The organism is Hymenobacter ruricola, from assembly GCF_015694525.1.
Lineage (GTDB): Bacteria > Bacteroidota > Bacteroidia > Cytophagales > Hymenobacteraceae > Hymenobacter > Hymenobacter ruricola.
On the sequence record NZ_JADQDM010000003.1, the window covers coordinates 318,460 to 337,506 of the forward strand.

At 65.5% G+C, this 19,047-nt stretch carries 18 protein-coding genes; 1 reads left to right on the forward strand and 17 read right to left on the reverse strand.

Going from position 1 to position 19,047, the window contains the following annotated elements; translation table 11 throughout:
- Window positions 1-15 precede the first annotated feature (15 nt).
- Window positions 16-840: a helix-turn-helix domain-containing protein gene (locus I2H31_RS09225; RefSeq protein ID WP_196292733.1), complete on the reverse strand. Its 825-nt coding sequence runs from the start codon at window positions 838-840 to the stop codon at window positions 16-18.
- Window positions 841-1,204: 364 nt separating this feature from the next.
- Here I2H31_RS09225 and I2H31_RS09230 point away from each other — a divergent pair, with 364 nt between their 5' ends.
- Window positions 1,205-1,609 carry a hypothetical protein gene (locus I2H31_RS09230; RefSeq protein WP_196292734.1) on the forward strand — a complete coding sequence of 135 codons (405 nt, stop codon included), beginning with the start codon at window positions 1,205-1,207 and terminating at the stop codon, window positions 1,607-1,609.
- Between the two features lie 108 nt (window positions 1,610-1,717).
- Here I2H31_RS09230 and I2H31_RS09235 read toward each other — a convergent pair whose 3' ends face one another.
- From I2H31_RS09235 to I2H31_RS09310, 16 genes are all read right to left on the reverse strand, one after another.
- Window positions 1,718-2,197 carry a carboxymuconolactone decarboxylase family protein gene (locus I2H31_RS09235; protein ID WP_196292735.1) on the reverse strand — a complete coding sequence of 160 codons (480 nt, stop codon included), beginning with the start codon at window positions 2,195-2,197 and terminating at the stop codon, window positions 1,718-1,720.
- A gap of 48 nt (window positions 2,198-2,245) precedes the next feature.
- Window positions 2,246-3,514 carry a glutamyl-tRNA reductase gene (gene hemA / locus I2H31_RS09240; protein ID WP_196292736.1) on the reverse strand — a complete coding sequence of 423 codons (1,269 nt, stop codon included), beginning with the start codon at window positions 3,512-3,514 and terminating at the stop codon, window positions 2,246-2,248.
- A gap of 59 nt (window positions 3,515-3,573) precedes the next feature.
- Window positions 3,574-4,611 carry a catalase family peroxidase gene (locus I2H31_RS09245; protein WP_196292737.1) on the reverse strand — a complete coding sequence of 346 codons (1,038 nt, stop codon included), beginning with the start codon at window positions 4,609-4,611 and terminating at the stop codon, window positions 3,574-3,576.
- A gap of 56 nt (window positions 4,612-4,667) precedes the next feature.
- Complete coding sequence (locus tag I2H31_RS09250) at window positions 4,668-5,249, reverse strand: NADPH-dependent FMN reductase (RefSeq protein ID WP_196292738.1); 582 nt, start codon at window positions 5,247-5,249, stop codon at window positions 4,668-4,670.
- Window positions 5,250-5,291: 42 nt separating this feature from the next.
- Window positions 5,292-6,104 (reverse strand): alpha/beta fold hydrolase, encoded by an 813-nt coding sequence (locus tag I2H31_RS09255; protein WP_196292739.1) that lies wholly within the window; start codon window positions 6,102-6,104, stop codon window positions 5,292-5,294.
- Window positions 6,105-6,136: 32 nt separating this feature from the next.
- Window positions 6,137-6,976, reverse strand: coding sequence for an alpha/beta hydrolase (locus tag I2H31_RS09260; RefSeq protein ID WP_196292740.1), 840 nt, complete (start codon window positions 6,974-6,976; stop codon window positions 6,137-6,139).
- Window positions 6,977-7,267: 291 nt separating this feature from the next.
- Window positions 7,268-9,544: a sensor histidine kinase gene (locus tag I2H31_RS09265; protein ID WP_196292741.1), complete on the reverse strand. Its 2,277-nt coding sequence runs from the start codon at window positions 9,542-9,544 to the stop codon at window positions 7,268-7,270.
- A 44-nt stretch (window positions 9,545-9,588) separates the two neighbouring features.
- Window positions 9,589-11,634, reverse strand: coding sequence for a sigma 54-interacting transcriptional regulator (locus I2H31_RS09270; protein WP_230687618.1), 2,046 nt, complete (start codon window positions 11,632-11,634; stop codon window positions 9,589-9,591).
- 447 nt (window positions 11,635-12,081) lie between these two features.
- Window positions 12,082-13,047, reverse strand: a complete 966-nt coding sequence (locus tag I2H31_RS09275; RefSeq protein ID WP_196292742.1) for a ketopantoate reductase family protein — start codon at window positions 13,045-13,047, stop codon at window positions 12,082-12,084.
- A gap of 77 nt (window positions 13,048-13,124) precedes the next feature.
- On the reverse strand, window positions 13,125-13,631 hold the full coding sequence (locus I2H31_RS09280; protein ID WP_196292743.1) for a DinB family protein: 507 nt from the start codon (window positions 13,629-13,631) through the stop codon (window positions 13,125-13,127).
- A 12-nt stretch (window positions 13,632-13,643) separates the two neighbouring features.
- Complete coding sequence (locus I2H31_RS09285) at window positions 13,644-14,222, reverse strand: GNAT family N-acetyltransferase (protein ID WP_196292744.1); 579 nt, start codon at window positions 14,220-14,222, stop codon at window positions 13,644-13,646.
- 83 nt (window positions 14,223-14,305) lie between these two features.
- Entirely contained in the window at window positions 14,306-14,887 is a 582-nt protein-coding gene (locus I2H31_RS09290; protein WP_196292745.1) for a DUF1572 domain-containing protein, read from the reverse strand.
- A 56-nt stretch (window positions 14,888-14,943) separates the two neighbouring features.
- Complete coding sequence (locus I2H31_RS09295) at window positions 14,944-15,924, reverse strand: EamA family transporter (protein WP_196292746.1); 981 nt, start codon at window positions 15,922-15,924, stop codon at window positions 14,944-14,946.
- A gap of 50 nt (window positions 15,925-15,974) precedes the next feature.
- Complete coding sequence (locus I2H31_RS09300; RefSeq protein WP_196292747.1) at window positions 15,975-16,850, reverse strand: alpha/beta hydrolase; 876 nt, start codon at window positions 16,848-16,850, stop codon at window positions 15,975-15,977.
- A 62-nt stretch (window positions 16,851-16,912) separates the two neighbouring features.
- Window positions 16,913-18,475: an amino acid permease gene (locus I2H31_RS09305; RefSeq protein ID WP_196292748.1), complete on the reverse strand. Its 1,563-nt coding sequence runs from the start codon at window positions 18,473-18,475 to the stop codon at window positions 16,913-16,915.
- Complete coding sequence (locus tag I2H31_RS09310) at window positions 18,472-19,041, reverse strand: DinB family protein (RefSeq protein ID WP_196292749.1); 570 nt, start codon at window positions 19,039-19,041, stop codon at window positions 18,472-18,474. The genes I2H31_RS09305 and I2H31_RS09310 overlap by 4 nt, the downstream gene beginning before the upstream one ends.
- Between the last annotated feature and the right edge of the window lie 6 nt (window positions 19,042-19,047).

The window sequence follows — 19,047 nt, forward strand, 5'->3', positions numbered from 1 at the left end:
GCCGCACGAAACCCCTCAGGCCGCGAGCTGGCCCTTGTACTGCGAGAAATTGACGCCCACGCACCGCTTAAACAAGCGGCTGAAGTGCGCCACGTCGTCATAGCCCAGTTGGTAGGCAATTTCTTTGAGTGTGAGGCCGCTGCAATCTGCCAGGCGTTGCGCTTCGGCCACGATGCGGTAGCGAATGTGACCGCCGGCCGTGCGGCCGGTTTCCTTCTTGATGGTTTCGCTGAGGTGGTTGGCGCTTACGTGCAGCAGGTTGGCGTACTCGGCCACGGTTTTGAGCACTGTGTAGCGCTCTTCCAGCATGCTTCGGAAGCGTAGGAAAAGCGACCCCGCGGCGCCGGGGGGCGGCATGGGGGCCTGTTCCTCGCGCAGCCGCAGGCAGTGGAGTAAAAACGCTTTGAGGTAGGTTCGGACCAGGGCTTCCTTGCGCAGGCCCGGGGCATTGAGCTCCTGCTTCAGGGCATTCACCAAAAAGACGAGGGAATTGGCATCGGGGCCCGAGATGGGCAGGGGAGCGTCTTCGGCGGCGCGGTAGAACAGGCTGGCCGTCAGGGCCACGTCCCGAATGTCGGCTTCCTGGCAAACGAAGCCGTCGGTGAACTGCAGCACGGTGCCGGCCAGGTGGGAGGACGGGGGCGCCCCGGCCAGCTGGCCCGGGCTGATGAAGTAGAGGCGCAGCGGGGCGTCTTCGGCCAGCACAATGGTGTAGGGCTGGGGCTGGCCCGGGGGCGGCTGGCCCGCCCGCTGCCGGGCTTGCCGCTGAAAATGCGCCAGGGGCTGTAATTCAACCAATGGCCGGGCCGGGAGTCGGAATTCGTTGCTGAGCGGATTCATTATGTGGGTGCGCTTTGCCGGGAAACCATGAGCCACTTAGAGGGCTGCCGGAAGCAGCATTTTCAAAGCTGATGCCAACCAGTACGGGTGAATTATTTTGCTTGTAATGAGTGTGATATAAAATAAATGAATGAAAAATAGAGTAAGGGAACGGCCGTAATTATCCAGAAAAACTGGGGCCAGCCCTGCCCGTTGGAGGCCGAAGGCAGGCGTTGCAGCCCAGCCTTGAAAAAGACAACAGCGCCCGTGGTCCGGTCATGGCCGGGGCTGGGCGAGAAGCGGAAATTTGAGTTGTGGCGCCGGCCCGGAAATTCAAACTACGGGCGCCCGAAATCTCAGACATTGAACGCTAAACCCCACTCTTATGCTAACGGCCAACGACGCTTCCTTCGTCACCATTGCCTACCGCCCCGACGTCGACATGCTGGTTACGCGCTGGCTGCGCCAAGTGGGAATGGAGCAAATTTGTGCGGGCTACCGCGCTGCCCTTGAAACTGCGGCCCTGCACGGCTGCGCCCGCTGGCTGGTGGACACCCGCCGCCGCGCCGGCACCGACTTGGACGGGGCCGAGTGGATGTTTTCTACTTTTTTTCCGGCCGTGCAGCTCCGGTTCGGGTGTCCCGTGTACATGGCTTTCCTGGTGGCCCCGCCGCTGATGCGCAACCACCTGCCCAACGCCCTGCTTCCCATTGCCGAAGATTTTGGGAACGTCCACGGCCAGCGGTTCACCGACGAGCAACAGGCCGTGAAGTGGCTGCTGCAATTCTAAACTGACACTCCACGCGCGAAACGCGACAAGGCCGGACTCTCCGCAAAGAGTCCGGCCTTGTCGCGTTTAAGCTTTACGCAGCCTCCCCCGGCTCGTGGCCGGGCGGGCTTACGCCGGTACTTTGCGCTGGGCAATGCCCAGGCGGTTCCAGGCGTTCATGGCCACCACGGCCAGCAGCACCTGGGCCAGGTAGGCTTCGCCGAGCAGGGCCACGGCTTCCGCGTACACGGCGTCGGCCACGTGGTGCCGGGCAATGAGCGTCACTTCTTCTGTGAAAGCTAGGATGGCCCGCTCCTCGGCGGTGAAGTAGGGGGCCTCGCGCCAGGCGGGCAGGGCGTGCAGGCGCTGCTCGGTTTCACCGTGTTCGATGGCTTCCTGGGAGTGCTGCAGCAGGCAAAACGCACAGCCGTTGAGCTGGGAAGTGCGCACGTTTATCAGGTCCCAGTGCGTGAGCGACAGCCCCGACTGGCTGAGCTGTTTGTGCATCAGCAGCAAGCCGGCGTAAGCTCTTGGCTCCACAGCTGTTAGGTCGAAGCGGGAGTGGGGGACCACGCGGTCAGGAGCCGCGGAAGAAATGGTGTTTTCCATGAGAAAAAAGGTGAAATGGGTGAATGGAGTCAGGCAGTAGGTTGGCCATTATGGATAAAAAAGCTCGCCCACCTGCGCCGCTGGTGGTGCCGGGTTGTCGCGCTGATAAGACAGCTTGAGGTGAAGCACCTGCTGCTTCAGCACTTTTTGCATCAGCGAGCGGGTTGTGGCATCCAGCAAAGAGATTTCGGCCGGGCCCAGGCGCTTGCTAAAGCGGTCTAATTCCTGCCGGCGCAGGAGCTCCAGATGATTTTTCAGGCGATGAATCAGCGGCGACACCGGCATCACTTTGCTCCAGGATTGCAGCTCAGCCAAGTGTTCGGCAATGATGGCGCGCACCCGGGGCACGGCCGCCTGGCGTTGTTCGAGGGCGGCCGAGGCCTTGCACTGAATCGCGTCAATGTTGTACAGCGCCACGCCGGGCACCTGCGCCGCGGCGGGGGCCACGCTACGGGGCATGCCCAAATCCACGAACAGCTTGCAATGGTCCTGTCTCATGGTTTCGGCCACCAGCTGGGCTGTGAAAAAGGTCTCTGGGCAGGTAATGGCCGAAATCACGACGTCGGCCTCCAGCAGGGCCGTGGTCAGCGCTTCAAATTCCACCAGGCGCAAGCGGCCGCCGCTGGCCAGCGCAGCGGCTTTGGCGCGGGTGCGGTTGCAGAGGGAAACGTGGCCGAGCGAGCTGCGCGCGGCCAGGTGCCGGCACACATCGGCCCCGATGTGGCCCGCGCCCACCACCAACACGCGCGGGGCGGGCAGGTGCGCCGTTAGCCCGGCCACCAGCTCCACGGCCGCGGCACTGGCGGAGGCCGTGGAGCTGCGAAAGCAAGTGGAGGTCTGCACGCGCTTGTGCGCGGCAAACACGAGCTGCAGCAGGCGGTGCAGGAACGGCCCGGCGGCCCGGGCTTGCACCGACCAGCGGTAGGCTTGCTTTACCTGGCTGATGATTTGCGCATCGCCCAGCACCCGCGCTTCCAGGCCCAGCGCCACGGCGAACAGGTGGTGGGCCGCGGCGGCCGCGTCGGGCAGCACCTCGAAATAGCGCAGCCACTTGTGGCCGATGGCGCAATCCTTCAATTCACCCAACGCCTGCATGATTTCCGCGTTGCGGTCCTGGCCGGCCGCGTAGTACACCTCCGTGCGCTGGCAGGTGCTGAGCACCAGCAAATCGCGCAGGTTCAGCTCTTCGCGCAGCGTAAGCAGCAGCTGGTGGCAATCCGCCTCGCTGAGCGCCAGCCGCTCCCGTACCTCCAAAGGAGCGTATTTAAACGATAAGCTTAGCGCCCGAAACGGATGCGCGAAAACCACTTGTGCCATGTCACCACCCAGTTAAAAATTCTCCAGAGCCGGCCCGCCAATGCGCCCGCCTTGCTTTCCTATTGCCGCTCGCCCACCGAAATGGGGTAGGTGCGGGCCCGGTCCACCAGCATGGGGTCGGCCACGTTGATGCCGGCTGGCACGTTGTTGGGGTTGAAAAACAAGGCCTTGTCTTCGGCCACGGTATTCGGCGCCAGCCGGCTAATGCTCAAAGTGCCAAGCAGGACGCGCTTGCGGGAGTCGGGCCAGGCCACAGATGGATTTTCGATAACATCTCCCTTTTCGGCCAACTGGGCGTAGAGCTTGAAGGTGATGGGCTGAGCGGCCACGCGCTGCTTTAGCTCGGCCTGTAGGTAATTGGGGTCGGCCGTGGCGGCCTGCGCCTTGGTCAGGAACTGCTCGCCGGCGTCGGGAATCAGCTGATAGCGCACGAAGCGCACCTGCCCGGCCTGGTTGGTGAACTTGAAGGCATTGACGCCGAAGTAGCTGAGCGTGGCCCAGCTGGTCGTGAGCGGCTTCTGGGTCGTCAGGAAGGTCTTGGCCACGGGGTGCGTGGCCAGAAACTGCTGCAGGGGCGCCGCATTGCCGCTACCGGCTGCCCCAATGGCCAGCAGCAGGCTCCGGAATTCGTCGGTGGTGGCCGTGGGGAAGCCGTTGAAGCTGTGCGCGATGATGTCGGTCGAGCCCGTGCCTGGCAGCTGGAACTTGATGGCCATGCCCCGGGGCCGCGACGCACCCACGGTATCCGGAATGTCCGGAATGCCCGTGAAATCGGAAAACCGCACCACGATGGGCAGCGTCCCGCCCTGCAGATGCGGCGCCCGCGTCAGGCGGCGGGCCTCCGGCGCGGGCGTGAAGCTGCCCTCCAGAATGATGCCCTTGGCGTGCACGGCGCGGGCCGGGTGCGCCCCAAACGCCGAGTGGAACATGTCGACCATTTGAATGGGCGTGGCGGCGGTTTTCGATTCCACGCCCGCGTTGCCGTCCTGGGCGCGGGCCCGTGGGGCCAGGCAAAGCAGGAGCGCACCGGCCAGGAGCAGGCGCAGGAAGTCGAAGGCCGGGCGCCGGTTGGGAAGCTGTAGAGACAAGGTGTCCATGGTGTTAAGAGATAAGCGGTTAAGAAAGGTGGAGTGGTGCCCGGCGCCGGGCCGGGCTAGTAGGGCGGGAGCAGCTCGGGGTGCCGCAGGGGCTGCAGGGCCGTGGTCCAGCGGGCCAGCTCCTGCAGCAGGGCGGTGGTGGCCGCGGTGGTTATCTCATTGGGCACAAACAGTCCTTCCTCAATGAAATGCGTGAAAAAAGGAATGTTGACGGCTTCCACCAGCGGCACTACCCGGTAGGAAGGCAGGTCGCTTTTGAGCGCGTTCCAGGCCCGTGAGCCGGCCGATACGCCGCCGTAGCTCACGATGCCGGCCGCTTTGTAGCCCCATTCGTGCACCAGGTACTCCAGGGCGTTCTGCAAAGGGGCCGGGTAGCTGAAATTGTATTCGGCCGTCACGAAAATGAAGGCGTCGGCCTCGGCAATTTTGGCGCTCCACGCCCGGGTGTGCTCGTGCGTGTACTGGCGCAGCGCCGGGTGGTTGGGCTCGTTCATGAGGGGCAGGTCCAGCACCTGCAGGTCCAGCACTTCCACTTCAAACTTGCCGCAGGCCCGGGCCTGCGCCGCTACCCATTTGGTGATGAAAGGCCCCTGGCGGCCGGGGCGCACGGTGGCACCGATTATTTTGAGCTGATACATTTTCCTGATTAATAAGCCCGATGAATGAGTGGCCGCGGCCCCTTAGCGGGCCAGCGCCAGCAGCACTTCGCTCAGCTGGTCGGGCACCGCCAGAAAGGGGCAGTGGCTGCTGCGGAGCGTGTAGGTTTTGGCGATGCCCGCCGCCGCGGCCATACGCTGCTGCAGGCGCAGGCCCACGGCGTTGTCGAGGGCGGTGTGCACGTAGTACTTGTCGACCCGCCCGAAATTGGCCGCCGTCACCGTCACCGGATTGGTGAAGGGAATGGCCGGCTCGGCCCGGTAGTTACCCGCCACCAGCTGTTGGGCCGCGGGGCTGCCATCCTGAATGAAGACGGGCACCAGCCGGTCGGGCCGGATGTCCAGCGTCAGCTGGTCGGCCGAGGGCACCAGCGCCGCGCCCAGCTGCGAGGTGCTGTCGGTGGCGGCCAGGGCCAGCAGCGACTGCCCGTTGGCCGGCAAAAAGGCCCCGACGTACACCAGCTTCGTGATGCGGGCCGGAATGCTTTCGGCCACGGCCGTCACCACCATGCCGCCCAGGCTGTGCCCCACCAGAACCACGTTATTGGGCTGGGCCCGGATGGCGGCCACCACTTTGTCGCGGTACGCGTTGAGGGTCAGGGCCTGGGGCGGCGTGAGGTCGCTGCCGTGGCCGGGCAGCTCCACCACAATCACCTTGTGGTGCTGCTGTTCCAGGCGCTGCTGCACCGGCTGCCAAACGTAGGGCGCCTGCCAGGCCCCGTGCACCAGCACAAAGGTGGTGGGCGGGATTTCGGGGGCGGGTTTCTGGTCGGAGCAGGCCGCCAGGGCACACAGGAGCACGGCCACCAGCAAGGTGGCAAGGCGGAAAGTTTTCATAAACGTATTGGGGTGGAATGGAGGATTTCTCGCTAGTTGCTCTGGCTCACCAGTTCTATGGTCCGGCTCTTGGTTGTGGGTTCGACCTCGACCAGCTGGGCCAGCCAGGCCAGCACGCACAAGGCGTCTTCACGCCAGCCGGGCTGGCCCAGCACGAAGTGGTTGCGGCCGGGCAGCTCGCGGTAGGCCGTCACGGAGCCCGCGTGCTTGTAGCGCTTGTAGTTCGAGTAGTTCAGCGAGGCCGGGATGATGTGGTCGGTGCTGCCGGCCAGAAACAGCAGCGGCGCGTGGGGCTTGGCGAAGTCGACTTTGGCCGCCGCAGTCAGGCCGTCGCGCGAGACGTGCTTCGATTCGGGCACGGCAAAGTCGCGGTAGGCGGCCCGCTGCTCGGCCGGGGTCATGCCGTTGACGAAAGCGTACCGCCACTGCTTAAACGACATCAGGAAGCTCTCCTCCACGGGCGTGAAGTAGCCCAGCGGCCCCCACACCGAGCGGTAAAACGACCATTTGAAGGTGATGACGCCTTGCGGCGCCACCGAGTGGATGGCCACGCCCGCCGCGGCCAACTCGCGCTGCAGCAGCAGCTGCGTGAGCAGCCCGCCCATGGAATGCCCAATCAGAATGGGCTTCTCGGGCAGCCGGGCCACGAGGTCGGCGAAGTACTCGGTGAGCTGCGCCAGACGGACGGACGCCACACGCGAGTCGGGCTGGCGGTTGCGCAGGGTGAGCACGGGGGCATCCTTGAAGGGCCAGGCCGGCACCAGGCAGGTGTAGCCGTGCTCTTCAAAAAAGGCTTTCCACTGATTCCAGCACGTGCTGCTGACGAAGGCGCCGGTAATGAACACAATGGTTCGGGAAGGAGAAGTTTGCATGGGGCAAAAACGAAGGTGAGCGACTCACTGCGTGTGAGTTCGTCCCCCAGCCGTTTGCAAAATCATGCCACCTCCCCAGAGTGCTTTCTATGTGCTGGTAATTAGAATTAAGCAATTGATTTATAATAAATTATGCATAAATTGAATTGCCTGATGCGCTCCCGTATAAGTCTGGTTTTTTCGGAGTAATCCAAACGTCTCCAGAATATTCCGTAGGGGCGCGGCATTCACCGGCGCGAGCGAGCGTGAAGCCCCGCGCTTTATTCCCTGCCCTTACTGAACGGTCGGCCGCTAGCCCCGCGGCGCCAGCACCAACTGGTCAAATTCCAGCCTAATCTGCACGCCGTGGGCACTCGTCACTTCCAGGCGCGCCCCAATCTGCTTGCTCAGGCCCCGGATGAGCTCCAGGCCCAGGGTGCGGGACTGCTGGGGCTCAAAATCGGCCGGCAGGCCCACCCCGTCGTCGCCGATGCTGAGCCGGTAATGGCCCGGGGCCGGCGCTTCCAGTCCGATGCTGAGCCGCCCGCTCCGCCCCGCGGGAAAGGCATACTTGAGGGTGTTGGTGATGGCTTCGTTCAAAATCAGGCCCAGGGGCACGGCCAGGGCCACGTCCAGCTCCACGGCCGCCACGGCCAGCGCGGTTTGCACCCGCCCTTCGCAGTCGAAGGAGGCCAGCAGGTGCTCCACGATTTCCTGCACGTAGGCGTGCATGGGCACCCCCGTCAGCTGGTTGCTTTGGTACAGCTTCTGGTGGATGAGGGCCATGGAATGCACCCGGTTGCGGCCCTCGCGCACGGCGGCCAGCGCCGGGCCGTCTTTCAGGTACACGGCCTGGGAGCGCAGCAGGCTGCCGATGATTTGGAGGTTGTTTTTCACCCGGTGGTGAATTTCTTTCAGCATCCATTCCTTCTCTTCCAGCAGGCCGCTTTTTTCCGTCAGCACTTTTTCCAGGGCTTGGTTCTGCACAAAAATTTCCTGGCGCTGGGATTCCAGCAGCCGGTTGCTGTGCTGCCTGAGGCGGTAGCGGTTGTAGCCCAGGCCCAGCACCAGCGCCAGCAGCACGGCCCCCACCAGCGAGGCGTTGCGCTGCGTTTCGCGCTGCCGGAGGTTGGCGCGCTGCACGAGGTTCTGCTTGGTGAGCAGGGCCATGTCCTGCTCTTTTTTCTGGGTGTCGTACTGAATTTGCAGGCTGGCAATCTGCCGGCTTTTGCGCTCGTTGAAGATGGAGTCGCGCAGCAGCTGGTAGTGTTGCTGCTGCGCAATGGCGGCCAGGAAGTTGCCCTGCGCCGAGTCGACCTTGAACAGCAGCAGGCGCATGTCGGCCTTCTTCTTCAGCGAGACCTCCGCCCGCATGGCCCAGGCTTTGGTGGCGTAGCGGCGGGCGCGGTCGTAGCGCCTCACGGCCAGGTAGAGCTGGCCGGCCCGCAGGTAGGCCGTCAGCAGCAGCACGCGGCGGTCGGCCAGAGTGGTGTTGGCCTCCAGCACGCTGATTAGTTGCAAGGCATGCTTTTCCGCGGGCCCGAACTGCTTGTTGGCCAGGTAGCAAATCGACAGCAGGTTCAGCGAATCGAGCGCGGGGCGGTCGTGGAGCGGGTACTGCCGGAGGGCCTCCCGGGCCAGATTGAGGGCATCCTGCGTGCGGTGCTGCGCAATCAGCACCTCGGTAATCAGCGTGATGGCGTTGATGACCTCGCCGGCGTCGCGGGCCCGCTCGGCGCGGCGGCGGGCGCTGTTGTAGTAAGTTAGGGCGTCATCAAACTGATGCAGAATAAAATAGGTGTTGCCCACCCGGTAATAAAACAGGTTCAGGTTGGCGGTGTCGGCGGTGGCCCGCGCGCTTTCAATCGAGGCCAGCCCGTAGCGCAGGGCCTCGTTGTAGTCGCCGAGCCGGGCATTGGCCACGCCCAGCAGGTCGTGGGTGTAGTGCAGGCGGCGGTAGCCAACGGCCCGGTAGCGGGCCAGCACTTGCAGCAGCTCGGCCCGCGCCAGGCCTTCCTGGCCCTGCTGCATGTGCAGGTCGGCAATGGTTTTGAGCGCGTAGGCCGCCCGCGCGCCGTCGTGCACGGCTTCGTACAGGCCCATGGCCCGTTGCAGGCCGCCGATGCGGCGCGGAATGTCGGCCGCCGAAGACGAGTAGGTTTCGCTCAGGTAATAGCTGCCGTCGGCGGCCAGGCGCCGGTAGTGGTGCCGGGTGCTGGCGGCCAGCCCCTGAGCCAGCAGCCGGGCGCCCCGGGCCGCCTGGCCGCAGGCCAGCCAATAATTGCCCAGCGCGTACCAACTGCCGATTTGGGCGCGCGCATCCCGCCGCCGCTGGCTCAGGGCCAGCGCCTGCTGGCCGTACAGCAACGCACTGTCCAGCGGCGCGCCAAAGCCCCGGTTTTTAGCGGTCAGGTCCTGGCTCAGCGCCAGCAGGAGCGCCAGGCGGGTTGCGTTGGGGGGCGTCCGCCACAGCTGCCGCCGCAGGCTGTCGGCCTGGGCCGGCCGGAGCAAGGGATACAGCGGCTCGGCGCGCACCGGCCCGGCCAGCAGCAACGCCAAGAGGGCCAGAAAAGCAGCAGCACGGTTCATAGGCGGGCAGTGGTGGCACCGGGTGGTTTCGGGCAGCGCATTGCTCACGCCTCCGGCCCAGCCGCGGTGATGCTTTTGCGGATGCCCAGCTTTTCCATGCGGTATTCCAGGGTGGTGGGCTTGAGGTTCAGCAGCTCGGCGGCGCCGCCGCTGCCCCGCACCCGGCCGTTGGTTTTCACCAGCACGCCCAAGATGTACTCGCGCTCGGTTTCCAGCTGCAGCTGCTTCACGTCGAGCAGGTCCTTCGGGGGCTGGGCCGGCCGGGGGCCGCTGCCGGCCGCCTGGGCCGGCGGTGGCGCTGGCTGAAACAAGGCGCTGGCGAGCGAGCGGCCCAGCACCAGCGGCCGCTGCCCGTCGCCCACGATAACCGATTGTTCGATAATGTTTTCCAGCTCCCGGATGTTGCCGGGCCACGCGTAAGCCTGCAGCTCGGCCAGCGCCTCGGGCGCCAGGCCCCGGAAAGGCCGGCCGATGTTGCGGGCCGCCTTTTGGGCAAAGTAGGTGGCCAGGGCCGGGATGTCGGCCAGGCGCTCGCGCAGGGGCGGCAGCGTGAGCGGAAACACGGCCAGCCGGAAGTACAAATCCATGCGGAAGCGGCCGGCGCTCACCTCCTTTTCCAGCTCGCGGTTGGTGGCCACCAGCACCCGCACGTCGGTTTTGATGGGCGTGTTGCTGCCCAGCCGCTCAATCTCTTTTTCCTGCAGCACCCGCAGCAGCTTGGCTTGCAGCTCCAGCGGCAGCTCGCCGATTTCGTCGAGGAAGATGGTGCCGCCCCGGGCCAGCTCAAACTTGCCGATGCGCCGGTCGTGCGCGCCTGTGAAGGCGCCCTTCTCGTGCCCAAACAGCTCCGACTCTATCAGCGTGGCCGGCAGCGCCGCGCAGTTCAGCTTCACCAGAAGCTGGGCGCGCCGGCCCGAGCGGTTGTGGATGGCCCGCGCCACCAGCTCCTTGCCCGTGCCGCTCTCGCCCAGAATCAGCACCGTCGAATCGGTGGGGGCCACCTGCGAAACCTGGTTGAACACCCGCAGCAGGGCCGGGCTGCTGCCGATGATTTCCTCGAAGTTGGCCGTGGTTTTCACCTCGTCCTGCAGGTAGGAATTTTCCTGCCGCAGCCGTTCGCTCAGCCGGGCCACTTCCTCGAAGGCCAGGACGCGCTCCAGGGTCAGGGCCACGGGCTGCTCCAGGCGGTCGAGCAGGGCCAGGTGCCGGGCCCGGTAGGCGTCGGGCTGCCGGCTGAAAAACGTCAGCATAAAGCGGTGCTGCGGCCCCACCACCACGGGCATGACCAGGGCCGCGGCCATGCGCAGGCTTTTGGCAATGCCTTGCAGCAGCGGGTGTTGCCGGCACAGCGCCGCGTAGGCCTCGTGGCCGTAGCACCTTGGGAAATCGTAGAATTTCTGGTCCAGCTCCCGCAGCTGAGGCAGGTGCGCCGCCGGCAGGTTGATGAGCCGCAGAAAGGCCTCCTGGTCCAGGGCCTGGTACTCGTCGAACCCGGTGCGGTAGTAGCGGTACGTGAAGCTTTCGCTGCCGTGCTCGTAGCGCACGGCCATCAAATCGAAACTGATGGCCTCCTGCAACAGGCCAGCCGCCTGCAGCAGCTTATCGGGCCAGGGGCGGGCCTGGGCCAGGGTTTCGGTGAGGGCAATTTGCAGGCTTTTTTCCTTGCGCAGCTGCACTTCCACGCCGTGCGCGTGGCGGTAGCGCCCGATTTCGAGGGCCGTGAGCACGTCCTTTTCCCGAAAAGGCTTCACGATGTAGCCGCTGGGCTGGGTGGCCTTCACGGCGTCGAGCACGCTGGGGCTGTCGTTGGCCGAAATGTAAATGAACGGGACGCCCGCTTCTTCGAGCAGCGCGGCCAGGTCGAGGCCCGTTTCCGAGCCCTTGAGGAAGATGTCGAGCAGCACGATGTCGGGCCGCTGCCGGGCCAGCAGCAGCCGGGCCTCCGCCACCGAATCGGCGATGCCCAGCACCTCATAGCCCGCTTCCAGCAGCAGCAGGCGCAAGTCGTTGGCAATGACGTACTCGTCCTCCACAATTAGCACCGCGCAGGGGCTGGCGTCGGCGGGGGCAGCGGGGGAGGGCTGAGGCATGAGGCGGCGAGCGGTTAGGAAATTTTCATGGTGCCGGGGCCGCAAGCGACCAGCAGTAGGAAATATACAAATTATTGCTGCTCTGCTCAAACTGCGCGCGGCGCTGGCCCGGCTTTCACCTCGAACTTGCTAATTCACCGCTCTCGCAATCATAGAACCGTGCCAATCCGACGGCGGGCGTTCCGCACCCGCCTTGCCGCCCTCCTGCGCACTCACGCGGGCACTTTCGCAGCCAGAAAGGGCCGAGCTGCCACGATTAGCAAGAAACACAGCCTCCAACTATTCTGGATATCTCCAAATAGCTCCAGGTTTTTGTTCAGACCCGCTGCCTTCCCTCAACCTTGCGCTCGCTCGAAATGGAGCGCCGGGCTGGTCAAAATGCAACGAGAGTTCATTGCGGGAAAGGGTTTGCCTGATTGCCTGATTGCCTCACGGGGCAAGAGTACGTCACTGACCATCGGAGGAGGCCAGCGCCTGAATTTCCCGGTATATCCTCCGGGTCTCCGGTACCGGCAGGGCCAGGGCTTCGCCATAAGTGAGAATGGCCCCGGCAAACAGCTCAAGCTCGGTGCGGGGCCGGCCCGCGTGCACGTCCAGCTGCAGCGACGTGGGGGTGGGGTAGGGAAAGGTCGCGGCTTTTTGAAACGTGCGCGCGATGATGTCGGCCGGCAGGTCAATGCCTTTGGCGCGGGCAATGGCCTCAATTTCCTGCATCAGGTGCCGGGCCCGGGCGTGCAGGGCCGGGTCTTCGTTGACCTGGCCGATGGAGCGGTTGTAGCGAGCCGACACCAGGCCGAAGCTGGCGATGAAGAAAAACTTGGTCCAGATGGCGGGAAAAACATCGGCCTGGTACTCCAGGGCAATGCCCGCGGCGGTGAGGGAGCGCAGCAGCGGGGTGGGGTCGAACGACGGGAACTGCGGGTCCTGCCCAACGATGATGCGGCCGGGGTTGCCGCGGTGCTCCACCACGCCGCTCTCCTTCAGGTGGGAGGCCACGTACACGCAGGCCGGCAAAACAATGGCCTGCGGTAGCCACCGGCGGATGCGCTCGTAGATGTCCACCCCGTTCATCAGCGGCAGCACCACGCTGCCCGCGGGCAGCACAGGTTGCAGCTGGCGGCAGAGGTCCTCCAGGTCGTACTCCTTGGTGCACAGCAGCAATAGGTCCACCTTGCCGAGTTCGGCCACCGTTGCCACCAGCCGCGCCGGGTGCACGACGGGCTCCGCGTGCTCGGGCGAAAGCAGCGTCAGCCCGTGCGTGCGCACGGCCGCGTGGGTGGCGCCCCGGGCAACGAACGTGACCCACACCGCCGCCGCGCCGGCGTGGTACTGCGCCAGCTTGAAGCCAAAATAACCCCCGACGCCTCCCAGGCCAACGACGGCGAGTTCGGTGGTTTCTGTTGTAAAATTCATGATGAGTGGTCTGAAAGAGAAAGCCTGAGTTGGCTTGAATTGTCTTGTTGTAGAAACGCAGCCGCCCCGGCGGTGCCTCAGCCACCGGGGCGGCTCAGGCCAATTACTTCCTCAGACGTAAGGCCAAAGAGGGGAGGCGTGGGCACGCCCACCAGGCCCAGGTAGACGTACAACTGCCCGCGGTGGTGAATTTCGTGCTCTAAAAGGGCCCGGAGCCATTTCCACAGCGTAATCTGCCCGTTGCCGGGCGTGCGGCGCTTCTGCTGCAGGTCGTCGTCGGTCAGGCTGCTGAAAATGGCGGCTGATTCTGCCCGCAGCCGCTGGTAGTAGTCCAGCGCTTCCGCTGGCCCGTCGGCCAGGTCCGGGCCGCAGCCGGCGTAAGCACTCGGCCGCCCGGCCGCTACTTCGGCGTACAGGTAGCGCTCGATGGCCGCGATGTGGCGCACGGTTTCGCCCAGGGAAAAGCTGCCCGGCCGGCCGCGCCAGTCCAGCTGGTCCGGGGGCACCAACGCCACCACCCGGTCGGTGCGCTGGCGGATGTTGGCGCGATAGTCCAGAAACGAGGCAACGGTGCGTATTTCCATTGATGGTTGAGTTTAAAGGGCCTGTGCTTCTGCTTCCGCCAGCAGCAGCTCCATGTGAATGTTGACCCGCTCGTAGGGCGAGGGCCGGTCGGGCTCGATGCGTTGGAAACCCAGCTTGTAGTAAAGCTGGATGGCCGCGGTGAGCCGGGTGTTGCTTTCCAGGTACACGCGCCGCGCGCCCATACTACGGGCGGTGTCGAGGGCGGCCTGGGCCAGGCGGCGGCCGATGCCCAGCCCCTGCGCGGCCGCCGATACGGCCATTTTGGCCAGTTCCAGGGTGTCCGCGTCCATGCGCAGCAGCGCGCAGGCGCCCACAATTTGGCCTTGGTACTCAGCCAGCAGGATTTGGCCGCCCCGCTGCAGCACGTATTCTTCGGGGTGGTCGAGCATCTCCAGGTCGTGGGCTTCGAGCACAAAATCCTTCTCAATCCACTCCACATTCAGGCGCTTGAAATCCGCCGCGTACGGCGGCTGGTACGTCAGGATGCGGACCTGCGCCGCGGCGGGGGCGTCGGGTTGGGTTTCGGGGCGGTTGGCTGGCTCCGGGCGGGTCACGGGCCCGCGTTCGTCGGTTGCATCGGTGGTGGGCATGGACGTAGAGAAATGCGCTTTAAACAGATGGGAAATACTCTTGACCGTCCGGCACGAGGCGGCCGGCGGCGCGGCCTTCCGGCTCAGGCCGCAGAAGGTTTATTGCCCTGCAAATACTCGTCAGTGAAGTGCGCCTTGTGCTGGGGCTGGGCAAACTTCCCGGCGTTGTAGGCCTGCGAATGGCCCCGCGGAATGGAGAGCGACTGCCATTGTCCGTCCAGCGCCATCTTGCCGATGAACACGATTTGGCCCACGTGGTAGGGGTAGTGCGCCAGCTGCCGGTTGACGGCTTCGGTGATGGTGTGGCCCTGGTTGCGGATGTACACCGTCGTGTCCTGGTGGGCCTCCGTGACGGAATCGAGGGCGGCGAAGAGGCAGGCCCAGCCGGCTTCCCACTGGGCCAGCAGGTCGGCCCGGGTCTGAATGCCGGTTTCAAATTCCGCGTCGCGGTTGCGCCACGGCTTCTCGCCGTCGGAGGTGAGGAAATCGGTCCAGCGCGAGAGCATGTTGCCCCACAGGTGCTGCACGATGACGGCAATGCTGTTGCTCTCGGCGTTGTACTGCCAGAACAGGGCTTCGTCGGGCAGCTGAGCAAAGGTCTTTTCGCCGAGCAGCTTGTAGTACTCGAATTGTTTTCTGACGCTGGTAAGGTAGTCCGGAGCCATAAGAAAAGCGGTTTAGAGGTGAGAGAAAAACAGGAGGTTTCCGGGGCCAAAACGAGTTAGGGCGAAAGCGTTTCCGGCTGCCGCGTGGGGCGGTTGATGAGCCATACGCCGCCGAGTATCGCCACCAGGGCCAGCCCTTGCTGGACGCTGATAACCTCGTGGGCCAGTCCGGCCCCGAGCAGCACGGCCACCACGGGGTTGACGTAGGCGTAGGTGCCCACCACGGCGGGCGGCCGCACCTGCAACAGCCACAGGTAGGCCAAATAGGCCACGCCCGAACCAAACACGACCAGGTAGCCCAGCGCCCACAGGCTCCGGCCGCTCATCTGGGCCGGCGCCACGCGCGCCCATTCGCCCGCCGCGGTGCCCACCAGTCCACAAAACAGCCCCGCCGCCAGGAGCTGCTGCGCCGCGTTCGGCAGCGCCGGCCCTGGCGCGGCCCGGTAGCGCGTCAGCAGCGACCCGGCCGCCGTGCCCAGGCTGCCCGCCCCGATGGCGCCCACCGCCAGCCAGTACCCCGGGCCGGGCGCCCGCGTGGCCGGGGCCGTCAGTTGCTCGCCGAACAGGCCCACCACGCCCAGGCTGCCCAGCAGCAGGCCCAGCAGCCGCCGCTTTTCGCGGCGGTACTGCGCCCAGCGCGGCCAGTCGAGGACGGCCAGCCACAGCGGCACCGTGGTGGCCAGGATGGCGGCGAGGCTGCTGGGCAGCACCTGCTCGGCCCACACCGTGGAGCTGCTGCCCAGCCCCAGAATCAGGATGCCGCAGGCGGCGTTGCGGGGCCACCCGGTCCGCCGCACGGCGGGGTGGCCCCGCAGCCGGCTCAGGCCCGCCAGCAAGGTGCCGGCCACCAGCAGGCGCGTGGCCATCATCAGGTAGGGCGGCAGCGTTTCCAGCGCCACCAGCGCCGCGAAATACGTCGAGCCCCAAATCAGGTAGATGGCCGCAAAGGCCAGTGCCACGGCGCCGGCCGAAACCGGTACCGGGCCGGGCGCGAGCGGGCCGCTGCGGCGAACCGGGGAATCAGCAGTAGCAGGCATGGCGGGGCAGGAGAGAAGGTATTTTGTGCTGTTTGACTGGCCAGGAGCCTTCAGGCGCCGGCTTCAACCTCAGCAGCGAGGAAGCCGATGAGGCGCTGCACCACGGGCGGGTGCCGCAGGATGCGGGTGTGGCCCACGCCCCGGACTTCGTACTGCGCAATGGCAGGGTTGGCGGCGAGATAGCGCTGCACCGCGTCGAAGGTGACTTGCTCGTCGGTGGCGTCGTACACCCCCAGCAGGTGCCCGGCGTGGAGCTGGTTGGCCGGGGGAAGAGCAATGCTTTCCACGGGCTGCCGCAGGTGCCGGGCCAGGCGCTGGTAGAAGCGGCGGCGTATGGCCGGGGGCACTCGCAGCGGAGTAAAAGCGACGTCGAAGCTGGCCTGGGCCGAGAGCGGGCTGGCCACAAAGGCGAATTTCTCCACGCTCGTGCTGGAATCAGTTAACAGCAAAGCCGCTGCAATGCCGCCCATGGAATGGGCTATGATGGCAAAGGGCAGTCCGGCGGAGCGGGTGTAGTCAAGCAGGGCCTGCCGCATTTCCACGAGGTTGGTTTCCAGGCCTTCGGAGCGGCCGTGGGCCGGCATGTCGAAGGCCACCACGGTGTAGCCCCGGTGCAGCAGCGCGGGCACCAGGTCGCGGAAGTCGGTGGGGCTGCCTTCCCAGCCGTGCACCAGCAGCACCGTGCGCGGGCCGTTGCCCCAGCGGTAGCCCTGCAGCCGGAGAGAAACGCCGGTGAGCGCGCCCGTGCTGGCGAAGAAAAACAGCTCGGCCCCAGCCAGAAACTGCACCGGCCCGGCCCGCAGCTGCCGGCGGCGCGGCCGGAACACGCGCCACAGCAGGCGCACGCCCAGCCCCGGCAGCACGGGGCTCAGAAACCGGTAGAAAAAGCGCAGGCCGCGCAGGGCCAGAGGCAAGGGCTTGGGCATGAGGAAACGAGCAGCAAAAGCCGCGGGCTAGAATGAAAAGCTTGTTTCGAAGCGGTGGCAGGCTAGCCGTTGGCCGGCTCGGCCAGCTCCTCCGGCATCACCACGATGCCCTGCTGCAGCTTGGAGTTTTTGCGCCCGTACAGGAAGTACACGGCAAAGCCCAGCAGCATCCAGACCACGGCCACTTGCAGGGTGAAGGCGTCGAGGGCCACAATCAGCAGGGTGCAGAGCACGGCGCCCAGGGCCGGCACCAGCGGAAAGCGCGGCGAGGACAGCGGCGCCCGAAACGGCCGCGGCTGCCCGGGGTGGGAGCGGCGCATGAGCCACACGCCGATGCTCACCAGCACAAAGGCCAGCAGCGTGCCGAAAGACGTTAAATCGCCCGCCAGTGAGCCCGGCACGAAGGCAGCAAACACCCCCACAAAACCCATGAGCACGAGGTTGGACTTGTAGGGCGTGCGGTAGCGCGGGTGCAGCTCGGCAAAGGCCTGGGGCATGAGCCCGTCTTTGGCCATGGAGAAAAACACCCGGCTTTGGCCCATGAGCATCACCAGCACCACCGACGAAAAGCCCAGCAGAATGGCCAGCGTCACGGCCGTGGCCAGCCAGCCGTAGCCGGGCATGTGCGCCCGGATGGCGTAGGCCACCGAGGCCTCGGCCCCCAGCGAAGGGTCGGCAAACTCGCGCCAGTTGGCCACGCCGGTCAGCACGTGGCCGAACAGCACATACAGCACCGTGCAGATGGCCAGGGAACCCAGAATGCTGATGGGCATGTCGCGCTTGGGGTTCTTGGCTTCCTGCGCGGCCGTGCTCACGGCGTCGAAGCCGATGAAGGCGAAGAACACAATGGCCGCGCCGCCCAGGATGCCGCCGATGCCGTGCTTGTTCCAGGCCGAATACTCGCGCACCACCGCGCCCGCCGCGTTGCGCACCGGCGCGGCGTTTTCGGGAATGAGGTAGGGCGTGTGGTTGGCGGGGTTGATGAACTGCCAGCCCACCCCGATGAAAAGCAGCACCACGGCCACCTTCACCACCACCATCACCGAGTTGAACACCGCCGATTCCTGCGTGCCCTTCACCAGCAGCAAGCTCAGGGCGATGACCACCAGCACCGCCGGCAGGTTGATGAACCCGTGCTGCGTCACGCCGCCCAGCACGGCGCTTTCCAGCGGGGAGTGGCACCAGGCGTAGGGCATATGCACCCCGAAAGCTTCCAGCAGCTTGTTGAGGTATTCGCTCCAGCCGATGCTGACGGTGGCCGCGCCCAGTGCGTATTCCATAATCAGGGCCCAGCCGATGACCCAGGCCACAAACTCGCCCATGGTGGTGTAGGCGTAGGTGTAGGCCGAGCCGGCAATGGGAATCATGGCCGCGAACTCGGCGTAGCACAGGCCCGCAAACACGCAGCCCAGCGCCGCCAGCACAAAGGCCAGCGTCACGCCCGGCCCCGAGGCCTGCGACACGGCATTGGCCGTGCGAATGAACAGGCCGGAGCCAATAATGGCGCCCACGCCCAGTGCCGTCAGGTTGGCGGCGCCGAGGGTGCGCTTGAGCGCGCCGTGGCCGGAAGCGTTGGCCTCGCCCAGGAGCACGGCCAGCGGTTTGGTAGCGAAGAGGCGGCTCATAAATTCGAAGTGGCGGCTGCGGTGGAAGAAACGGCACGTTCAGACTGCTGGCCCGCCAGTTGCCGGGCCAGCGCGCTGATGCGAGCCAGGTGGTGGTCATCGTGCTCGGCCACGAACAAAAACAGGTCCATCGGCCGCATGGGGGTGCACATGCGCGGGTGCAAGGCCGAGCGGTGTAGCACCGCGTCGTCCACCTCCTGCAGGCGCTGCACCGCGCGCAGCCGCTGCTGGCGGAAGCTTTGCAGCAGCACTTGCGGCGGCGTGGCGTTGTGGTTCGCCAGGGTCGTGGCCTCATTGCTTAAGTCGGTGGGGCGCAGCTCTGCCTCACCGTTCACGATGTCCTCCAGCCGGCCCAGCCACAAGGGTTCCAGGTCGGCCAGGTGGCCCACGTTTTCCTGGATGGTCCACGTGCCGTCCACCCACGTTGTCAGCCATTCCGGGCTGATACCGGTCAGCTTTTCTTCCAGCCGGGCCGGGGTGCCCAGCAGGCGCTCCAGCAGCGAAGGCAGCAGGCGCGGGTCGGCCGATTGTGAAAATTCGCGCTCAAACCATTTGAGTTGTTTCATGCGGAG